Raw genomic sequence first — 22381 nt, 5'->3', positions numbered from 1 at the left:
CTCTAGTTCGCAAGGATCGCCCCATGCCCGTACACAAGGTGCTCGTCGTCGGCGGCGGCATCACCGGAAGCGTGCTGTGCCTGGCGCTCGCCCAGCGCGGCGCCGAGGTCGAGCTCGTCGAGATCTCACCCCAGTGGTTCGGTGTGGGCCACGGCATCACCCTCCAGGGCAACGCGCTGAAGGCGTTGCGTTCCGTGGGGGTCCTCGATCGGGTGCTGGCCCGCGCGGTGCCGTTCGACATGATGCGGCTGCGCCGCGCCGACGGCGGGCTGCTCGCCGAGCTGCCGACCCCGCACACCGGCGGCCCGGACCTGCCGTCCACGGCCGGCGCCCTGCGCTCGGACCTTCAGGACGCGCTGTGCGACGCGGTGCACGCGCACGGCGTCACCGTCCGCCTCGGTCTGAGCGTCGACCGCCTCGACCCGTCGGCCGACCACGTGGACGTGACGTTCACCGACGGCTCCACCGGTCGCTACGACCTGGTGGTCGGAGCCGACGGCATCAACTCGCGGATGCGACAGCTGATCGGCATCGACACCACTCCCCGCCCGGTCGGCATGTCGATCTTCCGGGTCGTCGCGGACCGCCCCGCCGAGATGGACTGCGCCGAGGTCTACTACGGCGGCCCCCGTTTCAAGGCCGGCTACAGCCCCATCTCCGCAGACCAGTGCTACGCCTACCTCCTCGACGAGAACCTCGACACCTCCCTGGTCGGCTCGCGCGCCCCCCTCCCCCTGCTGCGCGAGCGCGGCACCGGATACGGCGGCACCTGGGGCCGGATCCTCGCCTCGCTGCCCGAGGACACCGCGGTCGACTACCGCTGGATCGAGGCGATCCTCGTCGACGAGCCCTGGTTCCGCGGCCGTACGACGGTCATCGGCGACGCCGCGCACGCCTGCCCGCCACTGATCGCGCAGGGCGCCGCGATGTGCATGGAGGACGCGGTCCTGCTGGCCGACCTGGTCTGCGGGGACGAACCGGTGGAGAAGTCGCTGGCCCACTTCATGGCCCGGCGGCTGCCCCGCGTACGGATGGTGCTGGAGAACTCGCTCCAGCTCGCCCGGTGGGAGATCAACCCCGGCACGCCCGGCGCCGACCCCGCCCGGATCATGTCGGAGACCCTCGACTCGCTGACGGCGGCCGCATGAGCGTGGCCGTCGTGGACTTCCACGGCCATCTCTCGGTCCCCGCCGCCGATGCCCTCGTCGCGGGCACACCGGGTCTCGTCGCCGAACTGGCGGCGGAGCAGCACGCCCACTCCCCCGAGTCGCTGGCCGTCAACCGCTCCCAACTCCAGCGGCTGGCACCCAAGTTGACAGACACCGCCATCCGCCTCGCCGACCTCGACGCGATGAACGTCGACATGCAGGTCGTCGGCCCGATGCCGATGCACCACTACTGGGCGGACGAGCAACTCGCCGTACGCCTGGCCCGTACCGTCAACGAAGCAGTGGCCGAGCACTGCGCCGGCGCACCCGACCGGCTCCACGGACTGGGCACGGTCCCGCTCCGGCATCCGGACCTCGCGGCCGGCCTGCTGGAGCAGGCGGTCGACGAGTACGGCCTGTACGGGATCAGCGTCTCGACGACCGTCGAGGGCCGGGAGCTGGCGGACCCCGCGCACGACCCCGTCTGGCGCAGGGCCGAGGAGCTGGGCGCGGTCGTCTTCGTGCACCCGTGGGGCTGCTCGCTGGGCGCCCGGCTGGCGACCCGCTATCTGGGCAACACCGTCGGCCAGCCGGTGGAGACGACGGTCGCGCTCTCGCATCTGATCTTCACCGGTGTCCTCGACCGCTTCCCCCGCCTGAAGCTGGTGGCCGCGCACGGCGGCGGCTATCTGCCGACGTACATCGGACGCTCCGACCACGCCTGGCACAAACGGCAGGACGCGCGCGGCTGCGCCGAGCCGCCGAGCACCTATCTGCGCCGCATGTGGTTCGACGCGCTCGTGTACACCCCGCGCGCCCTGCGCCACCTGGTCGAGGAGGTGGGCGCCGACCGGGTCGTCCTCGGCACGGACCACCCCTTCGACATGGGCGTGGACGATCCGGTGGCCCGTCTGGATGCCGCCGGGCTCGCCCCGGCCGCCCGGGACGCCGTCGCCGGGGGCAACGCTCTCGACCTGCTGCTGAAAGGACGTACCCGATGACGCTCGGTCCCGCTCTCGGTCCGATCGAGGAAGAACTCGCCAAGGCCCGTACCGCATACCGCAATTGGGGACGCTGGGGCCAGGACGACGTGCTCGGTACCCTCAACTTCCTCGACGACGCGATACGCGCGCACGCGGCGGGCCTGGTCCGGCGCGGACACGCCTTCTCGCTCGCCCTGGAGTTCAACGAGTCGGGCCCGCAGCGCGGTTTCCGCGGCCGGATCAACCCGGTCCACTACATGAAGGACACCGGGTCGGACGCGGCCGCCGACACGCAGGGCTTCCCGCACGGCTTCGGCGGCGCCGACGACCATGTGGTGATGCCGCTGCAGGCCTCCACCCAGTGGGACGGGCTGGGCCACATCTTCGACAACAAGCAGGCGTGGAACGGCCGTTCGTGCACCATCGTGAACGGTGTCGGGGACTCCGTCACCGGCATCGAGCACATGGCGGACGCGTTCACCGGGCGGGGCGTCCTCCTCGACGTCGGCCGGGCGGTGGGCGACGAACTCGGTGAACTCCCCGACGGCTTCCCCGTCCTGGAGGAACACCTGCGCGCCACGATCGAGGCCCAGGGCGCGACCTCCACCGTCCGCCGCGGCGATCTCGTCCTCGTCCGCACCGGCCAGCTGGGCCGCGTACGACGACTGGGCGCCTGGGGCGGCTATGCCGCCGGTGACGCACCCGGCCTCTCCTTCACCTCGCTCGGCTGGCTGCACCGCACGGAGATCGCGGCGATCGCCTCCGACACCTGGGGGCTCGAGGTGCGCCCGTACGAGTTCGCCGAGCCCGCGATGTCCCCCCTGCACCAGATCGCCATCCCCAACATGGGCCTGCCGCTGGGCGAGATGTGGGACCTGGAGGCCCTCGCCGAGGACTGCGCGGCCGACGGCGTCTACGAATTCCTGCTGGTCGCGGCACCACTCCCGGTCACCGGGGCGGTGGGCGCGCCGGTCAACCCCATCGCCGTCAAGTGAGGACCCCCGTGGACCGTTTCTCCGGCACCCTCCGCCTCCCCGGCGACACCGGCTTCGAGGAGGCAGTGCTCGGCCGGGTCTTCAACGGCCGCCGCCCGTCGGACCGTACGCCGGCCGCCGTACTGAACGCACGCACGGAACAGGACGTCGTCGAGGGCGTACGGCTCGCCCTGGAGCGCGGCTGGCAGGTGGCCGTCCGCTCCGGCGGGCACAGCTGGGCCGCCTGGTCGGTGCGCGAGGACGCGCTGCTGATCGACCTCGGGGACTTCCGCGAGATGGCCTACGACGACCGGAGCGGGATCGTGACGGCGACGCCCAGCGTCCAGGGTGGCGACGAACTCAACCCGTACCTGGGTGAGTTCGGGCGGTTCTTCAACGGCGGGCACTGCCCCTCCGTCGGCATCGGCGGCTTCCTGCTGCAGGGCGGGCAGGGCTGGAACGCGCGCGGCTGGGGGTGGGCGGCGGAGAACGTCGTGGCGATCGACGTCGTCACGGCCGAGGGCGAGCTCGTACGCGCCGACGAGACGCGCAACAGCGACCTGTTCTGGGCGGCGCGTGGTGCGGGACCCGGCTTCTTCGGCGTCGTCACCCGCTTCCACCTGCGGACACGTCCACTGCCACGGCATCTGGCGCACACCGTGCACGCCTACCCGCTCGGCCTGTTCGACGAGGTCATGACCTGGCTGCACGGCATGCATCACACCGTCTCCGACCTGGTGGAGATCGTCGCGCTCACCCAGACCCCGCCCGGCTTCGAGGAGCCGGTGCTGCTGGTGACGGGCGTGTCGATGACGGACACGCCGGAGCAGGCCACCGAGGCGCTCTCCCCGCTGCACGCCAGTCCGTACGCGGACCGGGCCCTGGTGCGGGTCGAGGCGCAGCCCACCACGTTCGCCGAGCTGTTGCAGGGCCAGCGCACGGCCAACCCCGAGGGTCACCGTTACCTCGTCGACAACGCCTGGCTGACCGGGCCCGCCGAGGAGGTCGTCCCGGCGATCCGCAAGGCGTTCACCAAGCACCCGACCCGGCAGACCTTCACCATCTGGTTCTCCATGGCCCCGCTGCGCGAACTGCCCGACATGGCCTTCTCGTTGCAGTCGGAGATCTACTGCGCGACCTACGTCGTCCACGACGAGCCCGAGCGGGACGGCGAACTGCGTGCCTGGCTGGACGGGGCGATGGCCGCCATGCAGCCGGTGACGGCGGGCCAGTACCTCGGGGACTCCGACTTCACCGTCCGCCGGCTCAGGTTCATGGGCGACGCGCAGTGGCGGCGGCTTCAGGAGATCCGGTCCGTGCGCGACCCGAAGGGCCTGTTCGCGGGTTATCTGAGCACGGGGACCGTCACCAACACCAACCACTGGGAGCAGTGAGCCATGCGGTTCGCGACATACGAGTACGGGGGCGTGGAGCGCGCCGGGGTCGTGCGGGACGGGATCATCCGTCCGCTGCCTGAGGGACTCACCCTCCTGACGCTGATCGAGCAGGACGTCCTGCACGCCGCCGGAGTCGAGGCGCTGCGTGAGCCGGGTGAGTTGACGGTGGATCAGGTGCGGTTGCTGCCGCCGCTGAAGCCGCCGTCCATCCGCGACTTCGTCGGCTTCGAGGCACACATCGAGGGGGTGTCCAAGTCGCTGGACGGGCTGGAGCACGTGCCCGAGGAGTGGTACCGGGCGCCCAACTTCTACTTCACCAACCCGCACGCGGCATACGGCGCCCATGACGACGTGCCCGTGCCCGCCGGCTGCTCGGTCCTCGACTTCGAGCTGGAGGTGGGGGCCGTCATCGGACGTTCCGGCCGTGATCTCACGCCCGAGACGGCACGCGAGCACATCGTCGGCTACCTCGTCTTCAACGACTGGTCCGCGCGCGATCTGCAGAAGCCCGAGAAGAACCTGGGTCTCGGCTTCTCCAAGGGCAAGGACTTCGCCAACACACTCGGCCCGTACCTGGTCACCGCGGACGAGGTGGCGGACCGGCGCGACGCGGACGGCTTCCTCGACCTGGAGATGACCGTCACGCTCAACGGCGAGCTCATCGGCCGCGACACCCTCGCCAACATGTCGTGGACGTTCGAGGAGATGATCGCCTACGCCGCCCGCGACACCTGGGTGCGCCCCGGAGACGTCCTCGGCTCGGGTACCTGCGGCTGGGGTGCGCTCGCGGAGTTCTGGGGGCGGGCCGGTGAGCGCACGCCGCCGCCGCTGCGGCCCGGCGACGAGGTGACGCTCGCCGTGGAGCGCCTGGGCACCCTCTCCAACCGCGTGGTGCCCGGCCGGACCGACGCGTATCTGCCGCGGGCGCGCAAGCGGGGTCGCACACCGCGGCCGTAAGCCCTTCCGACCTGCTGATATCCGCGGCTCGGATGGCTGTCATCGCATCCCTGTGAGTTCGTGCTCCAGCTCTTCCTCGGGTGGAACACGGTCGATACGCTCCCGTTCCACCGGGCTTCAAAGACGCGGCCGGAAGGAGCACCTGTGGGTCTCGGAGCGATCGATCTCAATCTTCTGGTGGCGTTGGAAGCCCTGCTGGAGGAGAAGAACGTCACCCACGCGGGGGTGCGGCTGTCCACCAGCCAGTCCGCGATGAGCGGCTCGCTGGCCCGGCTGCGGCGCCACTTCAACGACGAGCTGCTGGTGCGCGTGGGCCGCGAGTACGAGCTGACACCGCTCGCCGAGCGGCTGCTGCCGGTCGTGCAGGCGTCCCTGCACAAGGCGGCGGAGGCTCTGTCGCTGACCAGGCACTTCGACCCTGCGCGCAGTCGGCAGCGGTTCTCGGTGGTGATGTCCGACTACGTGATGACGGTGTTCGTGGAGCCGCTGCTGCGGGTCATCGCCCAGGAGGCGCCCGGCGTCCGTATCGACTTCCATCCCATCGTGCACGGGCAGCTGGAGACCGAATCGCATCTGCGTTGCCACGACCTGATGATCGTGCCGCTCGGGTACCAGCTGCCCGGCGTCAGCGAGGCCGTGATGCACGACCGGTTCGTGTGTCTCGTCGACCCGGACAACCCGCGTCTGGTCGACGGACGGCTCGCCCTGCGCGACCTGGCGGAGATGCCGCACGCCGCGTGCGCCATCGGCAAGTTCACACCCGTCGACCGTCAGCTGGAGACCCTCGGCATCACTCCGAGGGTGCAGGTCAGCACCCCCGGCTTCAACGTGCTGCCGTTCCTGGTGGGCGGCACGGATCTGGTCGCCCTGGTCCCGGAGCGCCTCGCGCGGCGCTACGAGGGGTTCGCGCGCTGTGCCGTCGTACCGACGCCGTTCCCGGACGTACCGCTGGTGGAGGCCATGTACTGGCACCACAACCGGCACTCCGACCCGGCGCACCGGTGGCTGCGGGAGACCGTGCGGAAGGTCGGCCTGTCGCTCGACGAGCCTGCCGGGGAGATCGCCGCGGCGGATGCCAGCTATGGCGAACGTGCGTTTCCGGAGCTGACCGCGGCTTCGTAGCGTGGACGGGAGGATCCCGAAGGAGGGGTCCCGCATCCCCTGGAGGAGCCGTGACCCGTACCCGCCTGGCGGGCCGTACCGTCGTCGTCACCGGGGCCGCGCAGGGCCAGGGAGCCGCTGAGGTGGCGGCGGCCGCCAGGGAGGGTGCGCGGGTGGTCGCGACCGACGTCCTGGACGAAACCGGCGAGAAGCTGGCCGCGTCCCTGCGCGCCGAAGGGCTGGACGTGCGCTACCGGCACCTGGACGTGTCGTCGCCGGACGACTGGGCGGGGCTGGCGGCCGAGTCGGACTCGGTGCACGGTCTCGTCAACAACGCGGGCATCCCCGTACGAGCCCGGCTCGGCGAGGTCGAACTCCCCGACTGGCAGCGGGCGTTCGCGGTGAACACGACCGGCCCACTGCTCGGCATCCAGGCCCTCGCCCCGCTGATGCCGGCCGGTTCGTCCATCGTGAACGTCGGCTCGGTCGCCGCCCTCACCGCGCACCACGCGGTCGCGTACACGGCCAGCAAGTGGGCGTTGCGCGGCCTGTCGAAGGTGGCCGCGCTGGAACTGGCGCCGCGCGGGATCCGTACGAACCTGATCCACCCCGGGTACATCGAGACCCCGCTGATGGGGTCGGCGAACCCGGTCTTCGTCCAGGCGCACCTGGCGATGACTCCGCAGGGCCGCGCCGGCACGGTCGACGAGGTGGCGCCCCTCGTGGTGTATCTGCTGTCCGACGAGTCGTCGTACGTCAACGGCGCGGAGATCACGGTCGACGGCGGGTACGCGGCGCACGGTGGGGTGAAGGCGATCACCAACGCGCTGGACGCCTCATGAGGTGCGTGGCAGCGGCTGCTCGGTCCAGATGATCTTGGCGTTCGGGGTGTAGCGGGCCCCCCAGCGTTCGGTGAGCTGGGCGACGAGGAAGAGGCCGCGTCCGCCCTCGTCCTCGCTGCGGGCGCGGCGCAGCCGGGGGGAGGTGCTGCTGCCGTCGGAGACCTCGCAGATGAGCGCGCGGTCGCGGAGCAGGCGGAGCTGGACCGGGCCCGTGGCGTGGCGGATGGCGTTGGTGACCAGTTCGCTGGCGACGAGTTCGGTGGTGAACGCCAACTCGTCCAGGCCCCAGGCGGCCAGCTGCTCGGTGACCGCTGCGCGGGAGCGGGAGACGACCGCCGGGTCGCTGGGCAGGTCCCACTGGGCGACCTGCCCGGGCCCCAGGGCGTGCGTGCGGGCGACGAGGAGCGCCACGTCGTCGCTGGGCCGCTCCGGCAGCAGGGCGTCGAGGACCGCCTCGCAGGTGTCCTCGGGTGCCCGGTCGGCGTGGGCCAGGACGGTCCGCAGCCGGTCCAGGCCGGAGTCGATGTCCCGGTGCCGGTCCTCGATCAGACCGTCGGTGTAGAGGACGAGCTGGCTGCCTTCGGCCAGCTCCAGTTCGACGGACTCGAAGGGCATCCCGCCGAGTCCCAGCGGCGGTGCCGAGGGCAGGTCGACGAACTCCACGGTTCCGTCGGGTGCCACGACCGCGGGGAAGGGGTGCCCGGCGCGGGTGAGGGTGCAGCGCCGGGACACCGGATCGTAGACGGCGTACAGACAGGTGGCTCCGACGATTCCGGAGTCGGCCTGGTTGTTGTCCACCGCCCAGCCCTCGCCCCGGTCGAGGCGTCCGACCAGGTCGTCGAGGTGGGTGAGAAGGTCGTCGGGCGGCAGGTCCAGGGAGCAGAAGTTGTGTACGGCGGTCCGCAGCCGGCCCATGGTGGCGGCCGCGTGCAGTCCGTGGCCGACGACGTCGCCGACGACGAGGGCGACCCGGGCGCCGGAGAGCGGGATGACGTCGAACCAGTCGCCGCCCACTCCGGCCTGCGCGGGCAGGTAGCGGTAGGCGATGTCGACGGCGCTCTGCTCGGGCCGGCCCCGGGGCAGCAGGCTGCGCTGCAGGGCGAGGGCCGTGTTGTGCTCGCGGGTGTAGCGGCGGGCGTTGTCGATGCAGATCGCCGCGCGCCCGGCCAGCTCCTGGGCCAGGGACAGGTCGTCCTCCTCGAAGGGGGCGGGCTTCTCGGAGCGGTAGAAGCTGACCACGCCGAGGGTCGCGCCGCGCGCCCGCAGCGGCACTGTGATCAGCGAGTGGATACCGGCCGCGAGGACGCGTTCGAGCCGTGCCGGGTCCTGGGCGAGCCAGCCCTCGGCCTCGACGAGGACGGGTTCGAGTACGGACTGCCTGCTCTCCAGGCTGCGGGCCTGCGGGGTGGACGGGACGTAGTGCACCGGGTCGCCGACGCCGTAGAGGTGGGGCAACTCGTGGATGGAACCCAGGGCGATGCGGCGCAGCGCCGTCCCTGCTCCGAATTGGCCCGGCTCGTCGCCCTGCAGCACCGCGTCCGGGAGGTCCACGGCGGTGAAGTCGGCGAACCGGGGCACGGCCACCTCGGTCAGTTCCTCGGCCGTGCGGGTGACGTCCAGGGTGGTGCCGATGCGGATCCCGGCGTGGTGCAGCAACTCCAGACGCCTGCGGGCCAGGACGGCGAGCCGGCCGACCCCGGGTTCGCCGACGAGGAGCAGGCGGTCGTCGACGCGGGGGCGGGCGGACGGGTCCTCGCCGGTACCCGCGGGAGGCAGGGGCGGGGCGGTCACGGTGGGCACGGTGACCGGTTTGGCGGACGTGGCGGGCATGGCGGGCGTGGTCGGCAGGAGCGTGGCGGTCGAGGCGGCCGTGCCGGTCGACACGGTCACCGGCGCCGGTCCGGCCGGGGCATCCGCAAGGGCCCGAGCAGCCGTCGGCGCCGCTTCGGGCGGCGTGTCCGTGACGCTCTCGGCAACAAGCGGTTCGCCTCCGGCCGCTCCGGCCGCGGACGGTCGCGCCACGGGCGAGCCGGCCTGCCGCAGTCGCGGCCCGCCGAGGATCCGGGCCTCGATGACCACGCCCGTCTCGCCCGCCGCCCCCATGACCGGGCGGCGCAGCAGGGTGGCCACCCGGCCGCCGGACAGGACGACCTCGTCGAGGGTGCGCTGGGGCGAGGCGAGGAGTTCCTCGGCCTTCTCCCGCAGGACGGCCAGGTCGATGCGGCCGAGGCCGCCGACGCCGTGGCCGTCTCCCTGGTCGGGTGCCGCAAGCCGGGGCTGGCGCGGCCACCCGCCGACGTCGGGGCCCGCTCGCCGGTACGCGGCGAGCAGCGCCCGTTCGCGCTGCGTGGACTGCTCCAGCAACCGCGCCTCGATGCCGTGGGCGGCCTCGCGGACCAGCCGCAGCATGGCGGGGTCGCCGTCGGCGCGCAGGCAGGTGAGGTCCAGGATGGCCTCGATACGCCCGCTGAAGGGATCGCGGACGGGCGCGCCCGCGCAGGCGAAGGGCTGGAGGCAGTCGGCGAAGTGCTCACGGCCGACGACGTAGACGGGGCTGCGCTGGGCCAGCGCGGTGCCGACGCCGTTGGTGCCGACGACCCGTTCGGAGGCGTCGAAGCCGGGCGCGAACTGCACCTCGTCCAGGCGGTCGCGCAGCTGCCGGTCTCCGCCGAGGCGCTGGACCATACGGCCCCGCGCGTCGCAGAGCGCGATCGTGATGCCGACCTCGGTGAACGACGCGCTCAGATCCGTCAGGACGGGGTCGGCGGCGCGCAGGAACCGGTCATCCAGCGTCAGCTCCGGCGCGTAGGGGACCACCAGCTGGTGCGGCTGAAGCCCCGCCGACCTGCATCGCTTCCAGGAGTCGAGCACCGAGTCCCGGACCGTGGAGTCGACGAGCGCACCCGCCAGAAACCGTTCGTGGGCATCGACGAGCCCGCCGATGTCGTCCCAGGCGACGGACAAGGGGACCACTTCCCTCACCCGGAGACGGGCCGGGTCGCGCGCCGCTGGTCGACGCACCGCCCGGCGTACTCCAAGCGACTTCACCCTAGCCCTTCTGTGACTCACCTCACAACGCCGGGCAGCAGCCCAGGCGGAGCCCCACCGGCCAGACGTCGGGGGTGCCCGGTGCGCGTCTACGGGTCGGGGAGGGCGGGTGCCTTCGGCCGGTCGGCGCCGCGCCCGGGAGGCAGGGGAGGGCGAGGAACTGCCGGATCCTGCGTGCGCGAGACGTTCGTGCGAGGGCGGTCATCGGAACCTCCAGTGGTGTGAGCTGCGGTCACTCCACCGACGAACGGCCGCTGCGCGGATCGACACTCCGCGAGCCGCCGTGCCAGGATCCGCCGCTCCGCTTCGCTCTCCACGAGCTCCACCGCTCGCTCGTACGCCTCGGCCGCCTCCCCCGGGCGCCCGGCGCGGCGCAGCAGGTCGGCGCCGGTGGCGGGCAGCAGGTGGTAGCCGGCCGGTTCGCCCTCGCCTTCCAGTTCCGCCACCAGCGCGAGGCCCGCCTGGGGCCCTCGGCCATGCCGACGGCCACCGCACGGTCGAGGCGGACCACGGCCGACGGCACGAACCGCTGCAGTTCGCCGTACAGCCCGGCGATGTCGGCCCAGTCGGTCTCCGCGGCCGTGGGAGCGGTGGTGTGGCAGGCGGCGACGGCAACCTGGCTCTGGTACGGCCCGGGGCGCCCGCGCCGCAGAGCGTTCTCCAGCAGGCCGGCGCCCTCCTCGGCCTCCCCCGGTCCCACGCCGTACGGTCCTGGTCCTCCAGGCTCACCGGATCGCCGGCCGCGTCCACGCGCGTGGCCCGGCGGGCGTCGTGCAGCGGCAGGAGGGCGAGCAGGCCGAGCACCTCGGGCTCGTCCGGCATGAGCCGGGTCAGGACGCGGGCCGGCCGGATGGCCTCGGCGCACAGGTTCGCCCGTATGCGATCGGCGGTGCAGTCGTACGCGGCGGTCGCCGAGCCCCTCGGCCCAGGGCTCGACGGGGGCATGCCCGAGGCGTCGGCCGTGTCGTCACCGCAGACGAGCAGCATGTACTTCATGGGTCCGCCCGGTGAGCTTCCTGCACTCCACCGACGAACGAGGGGCCGCGGAATCGACATGCCGTTCGCACGAGTCGCACGAAAAGAGAGGCCGGGGCGGGGCCCCGGCCTCTCAGGTGCGGCGTCGGCTAGACGGACGCGGGCTGCACCGCCGCCTCCACCGTCGAACGCGCGGTGTTCTTGCGGACCAGCAGCAGCGTGACCACGGCCCCGAGCAGGGAGGCACAGCCGCAGATCACCACGCCGACCGCCATGCCGTGGCCGAGGGCGGTCTGGGCGGCGGCCCGGGCACTGTCGCTGCCCGCGTTGACGACGGCGAGGGGGCCTGCGGCCGCCTCCATGCCCGCGTCCGCGCCACTGAGCTTGCCGACCAGTGCGGTGGACGCGGCGCTCATCGCGATCGTGCTGATGACGGCCGGTCCGAGCCCCTGACCGAACTCGCGCACCAGGCTGGTGGCACCGCTGGCCATGCCCGTCATGTGGATCGGTACGGCGTTGACCGCGGCGGAGGTCAGGGACGACACGACGCAGATGAAGCCGATGCCGAGCAGCAGCACCGGGCCGATGAACGCGGCGAGGGAGGTGGTGGTGATCGGGAGCGCGGCGATCCAGAACTGGCCTGCCGCCATGGGCAGCAGACCGCCCATCAGGAGCCAGCGGGCGTCCAGGCGGGTGAGCATCCTGCTCAGCACGGGGGCCAGCAGGAGCGGGACCAACTGCAGGATCACGAACGGCATTCCGGCCCGTAGGGCGCTGAGGTGCATCACGGCGCCGAGGCGGATCGAGACGCAGTACGCGGTGCCGATGAAACCGAACATCCCGGCGAGTGCGACCACGGCTGCCGCGGCGAACGACGGGATCTTCAGCAGGTCGAGGTTGAACATCGGGGAGACTGCGCGCTTCTCCGCGACCACGAACGCGACCAGCGCCACCACGGCCAGGGTCAGCGAACCCACGATCGCCGGACTGCTCCACCCACGCTCGCCGCCCTCGATGATGCCCCAGAGCAGGGCGGTCAGGCCGACGGCGACGGTGATCTGTCCCGTCCAGTCCAGTGCCCGCCCCTCGGGCGCCCTGGAGTCGGTGACCAGCTTCGCGCAGGCCACGGCGACCACCAGGCCCAGGACGACCGGAGGCACGAACGCCCAGCGGAAGTCGGCGACCGTGGCGAGCACACCGGAGGACAGCGGGCCCAGGGCCGAGGCGAGGGAGATACTGAGCGCCCAGGTCGAGACCGCCTTGGCCCGGTCCTTCTCCTCGGGAGTGGCAGCCGCGATCACCGCCAGGGAGCTGGGGAAGAGGGCCGCGGCCCCTATGCCCGCGACGGCCTGGCCCACCCAGAGCATCGTGATGTTCTGGGCGGTGGCGTTGAGGAGTTCACCGAGGGCGAGGGCCAGTCCGCCGAGCACCAGCAGGCGTTTGCGTCCGAAGAGGTCGCCCACCACGCCGAAATTCAGCTCGAGAATGGCGGTCGGGAGAATGAACGCGGAGGTGACCCAGGCGACCTGGGAACCCGAGGCACCGAATGCGGCCTGGATTTCCCCGTTGATGGGCGAGGGAACGGTAATGCACAACTGGGCCGCCGCGACGGCGAGACAGCACGCTATGAGCGTTCCACGGTCCAGTCTTTTCAAGGTGATCAAATCCGTCATTGCGCGTGCCCTCACTCCGTCTTCTTCTCTATGAGTTCGATCAGATTTCCCTCGGGGTCGCCGACCCAGGCCATACGCACTCCCGGCTCGGGAGACGGCCCGGGTTTCATGACCTCGGCCGCCCCATGGGCCACCAAAGCGCCGTAGACGGGATCGAGTTCAGGGGTCGTGACCGCGAAATGCCCGTAGCCCTCGGTGAGTACGGCCGTGACCGGGTCCGGTGGTCTCGGCCCGGGTACCGAACCCGGCCGGGCGAGCAGCTCGACGCGCCAGCCGTGCGGATGCTCCAGGACCACGGCGCTCAGACCGGGCCCGTCGAGACGGAACTCGAAGACGGTCTTCAGCCCCAAGGCGCTCTGGTACCAGGCGGTTTGCGCGGCCAGGTCGCGTACGTTGACGCCCACGTGGTCGAGTCGGAGGGTCACGGCCGCTCAGCCCGCCATCGCGCTGTCGCCGCCGTCGACCATGAGGTTGGCACCGTTGACGAACGCGGCCTCGTCGGAGCACAGGAAGGCCGCCACGCGCGCGATGTCCTCCGGCTCACCGACCCGCCCCACGGGAATCCGCGCCTCCAGATGCTCCCTGGGCCCGTCCGGGTCGTCGAGGAAGGATGCGGTCGCGGCGGTGCGGATCATGCCCGGGGCGACGGTGTTGACGCGGATGCGATGCGGGGCGCCGGCCGCGCACAGATGCTTGCTCATCGCCAGCACCCCGCCCTTGGCGGCGCCGTGCGGCACCATCGGCATGAAGGGCGCGCCCCGTACGGCGGCCACGGAGGCGACGTTCAGGACGGCCCCGCCGCCGCGCGCGATCAGGTGCGGCCAGGCGGCCCGCGTGCAGAAGTAGGGGATGTCCAGCTCGTTCCTGATCGTGAAGTACCAGTCCTCCGCCGACAGCGTCTCGAACGGGCCGTTGCGCAGGGCGGACGCGTTGTTGTAGAGGATGTCGAGCCCGCCGAGGGCCGCTATTCCGGCTTCGACCCACTCCCGGGCCCCCTCCTCGGTGGACAGGTCCACCGGAGCGAAAGAGCGCATGACTCCCCCGGCCTTCTCGACGAGTTCCACGGTCTCGGCCGCGCTCCGCTCATCGATGTCACAGCCGAATACGGTGGCGCCTTCCGCCGCGAATACCAGCGCGGCGGCCCGGCCTATTCCGGCTCCCGTCCCACTGATGAAGGCGATTTTCCCGGCCAGTCGACCCATGATTGGCAAGTCCCTTGTCCCGTGCCGCCGTAGTGCGGTGGTGGCAGCGTAGGGAGGGCCTTTGGCGAGAACAAGAAATGCGTCGGCGAAGGGCCATCGGGGGTTCGTATGGCTGGTATTCCGGGACCGTTCACGGTTGGATGCCGTCATGACCACCGACGAGCACGCTCGGCTGATGCGGGCCAACCAGGCGAACTGGGACGCCCGCACCCCCGTCCACCTCGCCAGCCGGTTCTACGGCCTCGACCAGGACCTCGACCCCGAGCGCTGGTTCGCCGCCTTCGAGTGGGACGACCTCGGCGAGCTCGCCGGCCGCGACGTGCTCCACCTGCAGTGCCACCTCGGCACCGAGACGCTCGCCTTCGCCCGGCGCGGCGCCCGGGCCGTCGGCCTCGACTTCTCCGAGGCGTCCGTGGCGGCGGCGAACGGCATCGCAGCGAAGGCGGGGCTCGACGTCGGTTACGTGTGCGCGAACGTCTACGACGCCGTCGAGGCCCTGGAGGGACGGCAGTTCGACGTCGTCTACACCGGCAAGGGCGCCCTGTGCTACCTGCCCGACCTGGAACGCTGGGCCGGCGTGGTGGCTCGACTCCTGCGGCCCGGAGCGCGGTTGTACATCGTCGAGTTCCACCCCCTGCTCAACTCGCTGGGCCCCAAGCCCGCCCCCGGCGAGGGGCCCGAGCTGCTGCTGCGCCACGACTACCTGGGCGGCGACGGCCCCGTGCGCCGGGACGCGACCCACACGTACACCGACGGCCCGGCCGTCGAGGGCGCCACCGACAGCTACGAGTGGATGCACGGAATAGGAGAGGTCGTCGGCGCGTTGACGGGGGTGGGACTGACCGTGCGGCGACTGCGGGAGAGCGATGAGCTGCCCTGGCAGCGCTGGCCGCAGATGGTCCGTACGCCGTCCGGCTGGTGGCGCCTGCCCGAGCCGCGCATCCCTCTCCTGTACGGCCTGCTGGCCGGCCGCTGAGTCCCGAATCACAGACCCGACCGCGCACTGCGTGGTACAGTGCGACTAGCACTCGTGTACGCCCCGTTCCGGGCGCCGGTGCCAGTTCCTCTTCAACCAGCCGAACCGTCCACCGTATCCACGGTCGGCACATCGGCTTCCCAGCACCACCTCGTCGAGGGCTTCTTGTGCCATACCCGAGGTGCTGTTCCCGCCGCCGAGGCGTGTCTTCGCTCCGCCTCCCCTCGCGGCTTCCTCCCTTCCTTGTTCCGCATGCCTCATGCACTTCCGTCCGTGAAAGGACCGACCCTCATGACCACCACACTCGAACACCCCACAGTCCAGCAGCAGGCTCCGGCCCGGGTCGCCACCGGCGTCCTCGACATCGACGCGAACGGGAAGGGGCACCTGCGCCCCCTGGACCTCCTGCCCTCCCCCTCCGACCTCCAGGTCCCTCCTCAGCTGATCCGCCGGTACGGCCTGCGCAAGGGCGACCACGTCGACGGCGTACGCGGCACCCAGCGCGCCCTCACCGAGGTCGCCCGGGTCAACGGGCGCAGCCCCGAGGAGCAGCGGGGCCGTCGCCACTTCAGCGACCTGACCCCGCTGCACCCGCAGGAGCGGCTGCGCCTCGAACACCCGGCAGCCGGGCTCACCGGCCGTGTCACCGACCTGATCGCTCCCGTCGGCAAGGGGCAGCGCGGCCTCATCGTGGCCCCGCCCAAGACCGGCAAGACCGTCCTCCTCCAGCAGATCGCGGCCGCCGTGGCCGGCAACCACCCCGAGGCCCGGCTGATGGTCGTCCTGCTCGACGAACGCCCCGAGGAGGTCACCGACATGCGGCGCTCCGTGCGCGGCGAGGTGTACGCCTCCACCTTCGACAAGGCGCCCCGGCAGCACACCGCCCTCGCCGAGCTCGTCATCGAGCGGGCCAAGCGGCTCGTCGAGGCGGGCGAGGACGTCGTCATCCTGCTCGACTCCCTGACCCGGCTGTGCCGGGCCCACAACAACGCGGCCGCCGCCGGTGGCCGCACCCTGAGCGGCGGCGTCGACGCGACCGCGCTGATCGGCCCCAAGCGGTTCTTCGGCGCCGCACGCCTCGCCGAGGAGGGCGGCTCGCTCACCATCCTCGCCACCGCCCTGGTGGAGACCGGCTCCCGTGCCGACGACTTCTACTTCGAGGAGCTCAAGAGCACCGGCAACATGGAGCTGCGCCTCAGCCGCGACCTCGCCGACCGCCGCGTCTTCCCGGCCGTCGAGATCAACCCCTCCGGCACCCGTCGCGAGGAACTCCTGCTCTCTGCCGCAGAGTTGACCGCCGTACGCGGTCTGCGCCGGGCCCTCCAGACCCGCGACGGCCGGCCCAGCCTGGAGACCCTGCTGGAACGCATGCGCGAAACCCCGGACAACGCGACCTTCCTGCGCAGGATCCAGCCGACGCTTCCCACCGGCTGACGAGCCCCCCGAATCGCCCGCCGACGTGTGGCATCCGGGTGCTCGCAGCCCGCTCTCGGCCCGGGCAGCGCGGTGTGGGGCCGGTCCGTTCCTACGTTTGCGGTATGACGATCGGATTGACTTCCCGGGCCGTGGTGTCAACCTGCGCGATCTGTGCGGCGGGCCTGCTCGCGCTGGCGCCGGCCGCCGTGGCGGCCCGTGCCGGGGCCGACCCCCGTGCACCCGGCGGGCCGCGGGTGGCGGCACCGCAGCCCTCCCTGCTGGACCATCCGGGCACACAGGTCCGGCCCCGCGCCGGGGCTCCCGAAGTACCGCACGTGTCCGCGCTGTCGTGGCTGGTGGCCGACGCCCGCAGCGGTGAGGTGCTGGCCGCGCACAACGCGCACCGGAAGCTGCCGCCGGCCAGCACGCTCAAGACCCTGTTCGCCCTCACCGTGCTGCCGGCCCTCCCGGGCGGCATCCGCCACACGGTCCGGGAGAAGGACCTGACCGGCATCGGGGACGGCAGCAGCCAGGTCGGGGTCGTCGAGGGGCGCACGTACCGGGTCGCCGACCTGTGGCGCGGGGTGTTCCTCAACTCCGGCAACGACGCCGTGCACGTGCTGGCCGAGCTGAGCGGCGGCTGGCGCTCCACGGCCGCGCGCATGCAGGCCAAGGCCCGCTCCCTCGGCGCCCACGACACGCGCGTGCTGTCGCCGGACGGGTACGACACGCCGGGCCAGGTGTCGTCGGCGTACGACCTCGCCGTGTTCGGCCGGGCGGGGCTGCGCAACGCGGACTTCGCGCGGTACTGCGGCACGGTCGAGGCGAGATTCCCGGACGGCGCCAAAGGGTCGTACCCGATCCGGAACACCAACCGCCTGCTGTCGGGCGAGGACGGCGTGGAGCCGTACCCGGGGCTGGTCGGCATCAAGAACGGCTACACCAGCAAGGCGGGCAACACGCTCGTGGCCGCCGCCCGCCGGGGCGGGCGCACGCTCGTCGTCACGGTGATGAACCCTCAGGCGGGCGGCGGCGTCGCCGTGTACGAGGAGGCCCGCGAACTGCTCGACTGGGGGTTCGACGCGGACGGGCGGGTCGAACCGGTCGGCTCCCTGGAGACGCCGAGGGCCGGGTCGCAGGCGGGGCCCGCCCCGCTGCCCTCGGCCGCGGCGCCCGTGGACGGGAGCGGGGCCGACTGGTCGCAGACGGGCGCGATCACCGGCGCCGCCGGGCTGGGCGCCGGTGCCGTCGCACTTGCGCTGAGGACGAAGGTCGGCCGCTCGGCCCGGAGTTGACCGACCGGCAGCCACACCAGCAGGCCGAGCGTGATCCAGGTGTACGTGTTGCCGCCGAGGAAACCGTCGACGCCGGACGCGTCGTCGAACCACAGCCACACCACGCTCGTGCACAACACCGCGTACAGGGCGCCCGCGAGCCGCGGGTGCCCGGCGCGGACCAGCACGGCGAAGGACGGCAGCAGCCACACCAGGTGGTGCACCCAGGTGATCGGGCTGACGAGACACGCGGTCAGGCCGGTGAGGGCGAACGCCGTCGTCCACTCCCCCGCGGCGACCGCCCGGCGGGCGCGGATCGCCCACACGCCCAGGACCAGGAGGACCGCCCCGGCCCACACCGCGCGGTCGGTTGTGCCCAGCCGGGCGAGGATTCCCTGGAGCGACTGGTTGGAGACGTAGTCCAGACGGCCCACCCGGGTCGTGTCCCACATCGCCTCGGTCCAGTAGAAGCGCGAGGCGTCGGGCGCCACACAGGCCGCGAACACCGTCGCCGCGGCGGTGACGGCCGTCGCGACCGCGGCGGCCCGCCAACGCCGGGCGAGCAGCAGCAGGCCGATGAAGAGCGCCGGGGTGAGTTTCACCGCGGCGGCGAGCCCGATCCCGACCCCCGCCCAGCGGTCCCGGCCGGTGGCGAGCAGCCGGGCGTCGGCGAGCACGAGCGCCAACAGCAGGACGTTCACCTGGCCGAAGCTGAAGGTGTCACGCAGCGGCTCGAACAAGGCGAGCGCACAGGCGCCCAGGGCACAGCCGTACCAGCCGTGACGCCGCCAGGCCGGACCGGCGAGGATGCCCAGCACCACGGCCAGGGCCGCCAGGTTCAGCAGCAGGGCGACGGCGATCGCGGCGTGCAGGCCGAGCAGCGCCATCGGCAGCATGGCGACCGCCGCGAACGGCGGATACGTGAAGCCGTACGTCGTCCCGGGCACCCGGTAGTCGTAGATCCGTCCGCCGCGGTGGACCCAGCTGTCCACGGCCCCGTGGTAGACCCGCAGGTCGAACCAGTCGCGCAGCAGCGGCACGGTCGCCGTGAACGTCGTGACGGCGGCGGCGAGGATCAGCACGAGCAGCAGTCGCCCGCCGTCGGTGCGGGGCGGCCTCATGCCGTACGTCCCGACGCCGGCGCCAGTTCGGCCTGGTGGGCCTGCCACAGGACGACCACGGCGAGCACACCGCCCGATACGGCCAGGACCAGTTGCCCGGCGTCCGCGGCACCGCCGCTTGGGAGGGCGGCGAGCGCGAGCACACCCGTCACCGCCGCCACCCGGTGCCGTACCGACGTACTGGGGGCGGCGGCAGCGATGAGGAACAGTCCCCACAGGGCGTACCAGGGGCGTATCGCCGGGCCGAGCACGGCCACTGCCGCCAGGCTGAGGCCGAGCGCGTACACGGGCCGCAGGCGCAGTCGCAGCCATATGGCGAGGACGACGGCCACGGCGGCCACGATGCCCAGGGCGTGCCAGACCGGTACGGCCAGGGGTGCCAGGTCGCTGCCGAGCCGCTCCAGCAGGGATCGGGTGGCGCGGCCGAGGAGGCTGGTCAGGGCCCAGTTGTGCGGGGAGACCGGGGTGCTGAGGGCGCCTATCCAGCCGTATCCGGTACCGGCGAGCGTCGTCGCTGCGACCGTGGTGGCCGCTGCGGCGACGGCGGTCGTGGCGACGGCCCGTGCCGGGCTGCGGCCCGCGCGCATCTGCAGGACGACGACCGCGGCGAGCCCCAGCACGGCGGGCGCCTTGACCAGGGCGGCGAGTGTGACGAGTACGGCGCCCAGGAGCGGCCACCGGCCCAGTGCCGCGACCAGGCCGAGGCCCAGCAGGCCGAGCATGATGGCGTCGTTGTGGGCGCCCGCGACCAGGTGGAGCAGGACGAGCGGGTTGAGGGCGCCGAGCCAGAGCGCGGCGGCCGGATCGGCGCCGCTGTGGCGGGCGAGGCGGGGCAGCGCGGCCGCCATCAGGCCGACGCCGAGCAGGGCGACGAGCCGCATGCCGAAGAGGCCGGCGGGGAGTTCGCCCCTGGTCAGCCCGGACAGCACGGAGGCGACGCCGAGGAAGACCGGGCCGTACGGCGCCCCGGTGTGCCGCCACAGCGGGGAGACCTCGTCGGCAAGGGGCCCGCCGAGCTGTGCGGGCCCGTGTGCGTAGACGTCGATGTGCGCGTCGACCATGGCCCCCTGCGCGAGGTAGCTGTACACGTCACGGCTGAACAGCGGGGGCGCGAGCAGCAAGGGCGCGGCCCAGACCGCGAGAACCACCATCAGCGCGCGCGGGCTCGGCGGCTCGGGGCCGCGCACCAGCCGCCCCAGCAGGGCCCAGGCCGCGATCAGCAGGACCACACCGAAGTACACGCCGACCAGGCCGAGAGCGGCATGGACGGAGGACGGGGAGAGCAGCTCCCGGACCGGCAGGGCACCTGCGGTCTCGCCTCCCGCTGCGAGACAGGCGGTTCCGGCCAGCCCGAGCACCTGGCAGCGGCGGAGATCGACGGGGAAAGCCATGGCCAACACTCGGGAAGCGTGTCAACGCCGGGTGGCCGGAAAACGACGCGGGACTCTCCTGGCGGAGGCCTGCGTGTGACCGGCGTGTGATCCCCGCGGAACCGATGAGTTCCGGCCGGACCGCCGGTCTACCCGGCATCCGATTCCCACAGACTGGACGTGATGACCATGCCGAGCAACTCCGCCTACGCCGAGGTCGACGGCCTCAAGATGTACTACGAGGTGCACGGCGCCGCCCGCGACACCGGACGTCCCTTGGTGCTGCTGCACGGCGGCGTCCTTACGGTCGACCTCACCTTCGGGGCCGTGCTGCCCGCCCTGGCCGCCGCCCGGCACGTCGTGGCTCCCGAACTCCAGGGACACGGGCACACCGCCGACATCGACCGTGCGATCACGGTGCCGAACCTGGCCTCCGACGTGGTGGCCCTGCTCGACGAACTCGGCATCGAACAGGCGGACTTCCTCGGCTTCAGCCTCGGCGGACTGACCGCCCTGGAAGTCGCCGTGCGCCGTCCCGACCGCGTCGGACGGCTCGTGCTCGCCTCCACCCACTACGCCCAGGAGGGCTATCACGAGGAGGTCCGTATTCCCGACTACAGCTCGCCGCTCCTTCCGACCGAGGCCGACTTCCAGGAGATGGCCGACGCTTACGCTGCCGTCGCGCCCCGCCCGGAGCACTTCCAGGACTTCCTCGCCAAGTGCTCGACCGGAGCGCACGGCCCGCTGCCCTGGTCCGCCGACGACCTGCGCGCGCTGGACGCGCCCACGCTGCTGGTCATCGGGGACACGGACTTCGTGCGCGTCGAGCACGCCGCCGAGATGCAGCGGCTCATTCCGGGGGCCCGGCTGGCCGTCCTGCCCGACACCACGCACATGTCCCTCATGCGGCGGACGTCCCTGCTGCTGCCGATGCTGGACGAGTTCCTCGGCTGAGCCGCGCGCTCAGAACACCGACACCCCGGTCAGCGTGGTGAAGCGTTCGAGGGCCGCCACTCCCGACACCGAGTTTCCCCGCTCGTCCAGCCCCGGCCCCCACACGCACAACGTGCACCGCCCCGGCACCACCGCGATGATGCCGCCGCCCACGCCGCTCTTGCCGGGCAGGCCCACCCGGTAGGCGAACTCGCCCGCCGCGTCGTACGTCCCACACGTCAGCATCACCGCGTTGACCTGCTTGGCCTGGCTCTGGGTGAGCAGGCGGGTGCCGTCGGCACGGACGCCGTGCCGGGCCAGGAAGGTGGTGGCGAGGGCGAGGTCGGCGCAGGAGGCCGTGAGGGAACACTGGCGGAAGTACTGGTCGAGCAGCACCGGGACGGGGTTGTCGATGTTGCCGTACGACGCCATGAAGTGGGCCAGCGCCGCATTGCGGTCGCCGTGCGCGGCCTCGGAGGCGGCGACCTCCGCGTCGAAGTCCAGGGTGGGGTTGCCCGACTCCGAGCGCAGGAAACCCAGCAGTTCGCCGGCCGAGTCTCCGGTACGGGTATGGAGGCGGTCGGTGACCACGAGCGCGCCCGCGTTGATGAACGGGTTGCGGGGGATGCCGTTCTCGTACTCCAGCTGGATCAGGGAGTTGAAGGGGTTGCCGGAGGGCTCGCGGCCCACGTGCTCCCAGAGTTCGTCGCCCTCGCGGGCCAGGTCGAGAGCGAGGGTGAAGACCTTGGTGATGGACTGCGTGGAGAACGGCTCGCGCCAGTCCCCGACGCCGTACACCGTGCCGTCCAGCTCCGCGACGGCCATGCCGAAGCTGCGCGGGTCGCGGGCCGCGAGCGCCGGGATGTAGTCGGCGGGCCGGCCGCGGCCGGGGGTCCGTTCGATCTCGGCGGCGATGCGCTCCAGGACCGGTTGGAAGGTCATGGACGAAGTCATGATCACCATTGTGCCTCCGGGCCGGTCCTGGCGCGTA

General features: G+C 72.2%; 18 protein-coding genes and 2 pseudogenes. 11 read left to right on the top strand and 9 right to left on the bottom strand.

Translation table 11 applies throughout. The annotated features are described in order from the left end of the window. Nucleotides 1-23: 23 nt before the first annotated feature. The 7 genes from ADK57_RS13475 to ADK57_RS13445 all read left to right on the top strand — a co-directional run bounded on the left by ADK57_RS13475 (nucleotide 24) and on the right by ADK57_RS13445 (nucleotide 7402). Complete coding sequence (locus ADK57_RS13475) at nucleotides 24-1148, top strand: FAD-dependent monooxygenase (RefSeq protein WP_053749661.1); 1125 nt, start codon at nucleotides 24-26, stop codon at nucleotides 1146-1148. After that, complete coding sequence (locus tag ADK57_RS13470; protein ID WP_053749660.1) at nucleotides 1145-2149, top strand: amidohydrolase family protein; 1005 nt, start codon at nucleotides 1145-1147, stop codon at nucleotides 2147-2149. The genes ADK57_RS13475 and ADK57_RS13470 overlap by 4 nt, the downstream gene beginning before the upstream one ends. Further along, entirely contained in the window at nucleotides 2146-3126 is a 981-nt protein-coding gene (locus ADK57_RS13465; protein ID WP_053749659.1) for a cyclase family protein, read from the top strand. Before ADK57_RS13470 ends, ADK57_RS13465 begins: the two co-directional genes overlap by 4 nt. A gap of 8 nt (nucleotides 3127-3134) precedes the next feature. Next, complete coding sequence (locus ADK57_RS13460) at nucleotides 3135-4499, top strand: FAD-binding oxidoreductase (protein ID WP_053749658.1); 1365 nt, start codon at nucleotides 3135-3137, stop codon at nucleotides 4497-4499. A gap of 3 nt (nucleotides 4500-4502) precedes the next feature. Then, the gene (locus ADK57_RS13455) at nucleotides 4503-5459 is read left to right on the top strand and encodes a fumarylacetoacetate hydrolase family protein (protein WP_053749657.1); all 957 of its coding nucleotides are present in this window, start codon (nucleotides 4503-4505) and stop codon (nucleotides 5457-5459) included. A 144-nt stretch (nucleotides 5460-5603) separates the two neighbouring features. After that, nucleotides 5604-6581, top strand: a complete 978-nt coding sequence (locus ADK57_RS13450; RefSeq protein ID WP_053749656.1) for a LysR family transcriptional regulator — start codon at nucleotides 5604-5606, stop codon at nucleotides 6579-6581. A gap of 50 nt (nucleotides 6582-6631) precedes the next feature. After that, nucleotides 6632-7402 (top strand): SDR family NAD(P)-dependent oxidoreductase, encoded by a 771-nt coding sequence (locus tag ADK57_RS13445; protein ID WP_053749655.1) that lies wholly within the window; start codon nucleotides 6632-6634, stop codon nucleotides 7400-7402. On the opposite strand, the gene ADK57_RS13440 is transcribed toward ADK57_RS13445, so the two are convergent. The 6 genes and pseudogenes from ADK57_RS13440 to ADK57_RS13420 form a co-directional block, all read right to left on the bottom strand. Next, a complete protein-coding gene (locus ADK57_RS13440; protein WP_199830575.1) occupies nucleotides 7397-10375 on the bottom strand; it encodes a SpoIIE family protein phosphatase in 2979 nt (992 codons plus the stop codon). The genes ADK57_RS13445 and ADK57_RS13440 overlap by 6 nt on opposite strands. 307 nt (nucleotides 10376-10682) lie before the next feature. Beyond that, on the bottom strand, nucleotides 10683-11150 hold the full coding sequence (locus ADK57_RS13435) for a hypothetical protein (protein WP_234390167.1): 468 nt from the start codon (nucleotides 11148-11150) through the stop codon (nucleotides 10683-10685). Between the two features lie 29 nt (nucleotides 11151-11179). Beyond that, nucleotides 11180-11395 (bottom strand): annotated as a pseudogene (locus tag ADK57_RS52220) (DUF6596 domain-containing protein); the annotation flags it as partial. 179 nt (nucleotides 11396-11574) lie between these two features. Next, nucleotides 11575-13098, bottom strand: coding sequence for an MFS transporter (locus ADK57_RS13430; protein ID WP_053749653.1), 1524 nt, complete (start codon nucleotides 13096-13098; stop codon nucleotides 11575-11577). An 11-nt stretch (nucleotides 13099-13109) separates the two neighbouring features. Further along, nucleotides 13110-13523, bottom strand: coding sequence for a VOC family protein (locus ADK57_RS13425; RefSeq protein ID WP_053749652.1), 414 nt, complete (start codon nucleotides 13521-13523; stop codon nucleotides 13110-13112). Between the two features lie 6 nt (nucleotides 13524-13529). Continuing rightward, nucleotides 13530-14300: an SDR family NAD(P)-dependent oxidoreductase gene (locus tag ADK57_RS13420; protein ID WP_078973101.1), complete on the bottom strand. Its 771-nt coding sequence runs from the start codon at nucleotides 14298-14300 to the stop codon at nucleotides 13530-13532. A gap of 148 nt (nucleotides 14301-14448) precedes the next feature. Between ADK57_RS13420 and ADK57_RS13415 the strand changes: the two genes are divergently transcribed. The 3 genes and pseudogenes from ADK57_RS13415 to ADK57_RS47290 form a co-directional block, all read left to right on the top strand. Further along, nucleotides 14449-15276: a class I SAM-dependent methyltransferase gene (locus ADK57_RS13415; RefSeq protein WP_053749651.1), complete on the top strand. Its 828-nt coding sequence runs from the start codon at nucleotides 14449-14451 to the stop codon at nucleotides 15274-15276. Between the two features lie 291 nt (nucleotides 15277-15567). Next, on the top strand, nucleotides 15568-16710 hold the full coding sequence (gene rho, locus ADK57_RS13410) for a transcription termination factor Rho (protein WP_053749650.1): 1143 nt from the start codon (nucleotides 15568-15570) through the stop codon (nucleotides 16708-16710). Nucleotides 16711-16814: 104 nt separating this feature from the next. Further along, nucleotides 16815-17651: pseudogene (locus ADK57_RS47290) on the top strand (D-alanyl-D-alanine carboxypeptidase family protein); the annotation flags it as partial. Nucleotides 17652-17710: 59 nt separating this feature from the next. Here the strand turns inward: ADK57_RS47290 and ADK57_RS52215 are convergent. Both ADK57_RS52215 and mptB read right to left on the bottom strand, forming a co-directional pair. Further along, entirely contained in the window at nucleotides 17711-19087 is a 1377-nt protein-coding gene (locus ADK57_RS52215; protein WP_053749648.1) for a glycosyltransferase 87 family protein, read from the bottom strand. Further along, on the bottom strand, nucleotides 19084-20478 hold the full coding sequence (mptB, locus tag ADK57_RS13395; protein ID WP_053749647.1) for a polyprenol phosphomannose-dependent alpha 1,6 mannosyltransferase MptB: 1395 nt from the start codon (nucleotides 20476-20478) through the stop codon (nucleotides 19084-19086). The genes ADK57_RS52215 and mptB overlap by 4 nt, the downstream gene beginning before the upstream one ends. Before the next feature lie 162 nt (nucleotides 20479-20640). Between mptB and ADK57_RS13390 the strand changes: the two genes are divergently transcribed. Beyond that, on the top strand, nucleotides 20641-21411 hold the full coding sequence (locus ADK57_RS13390; RefSeq protein WP_053749646.1) for an alpha/beta fold hydrolase: 771 nt from the start codon (nucleotides 20641-20643) through the stop codon (nucleotides 21409-21411). Nucleotides 21412-21420: 9 nt separating this feature from the next. Here ADK57_RS13390 and ADK57_RS13385 read toward each other — a convergent pair whose 3' ends face one another. Then, nucleotides 21421-22353 (bottom strand): glutaminase, encoded by a 933-nt coding sequence (locus ADK57_RS13385; protein WP_053749645.1) that lies wholly within the window; start codon nucleotides 22351-22353, stop codon nucleotides 21421-21423. Nucleotides 22354-22381 lie beyond the last annotated feature (28 nt).

This window comes from Streptomyces sp. MMG1533, assembly GCF_001279775.1.
Lineage (GTDB): Bacteria > Actinomycetota > Actinomycetes > Streptomycetales > Streptomycetaceae > Streptomyces.
The sequence above is the reverse complement of the archived record's forward strand: the minus strand, read 5'-3'. Positions and strand labels throughout refer to the sequence as shown.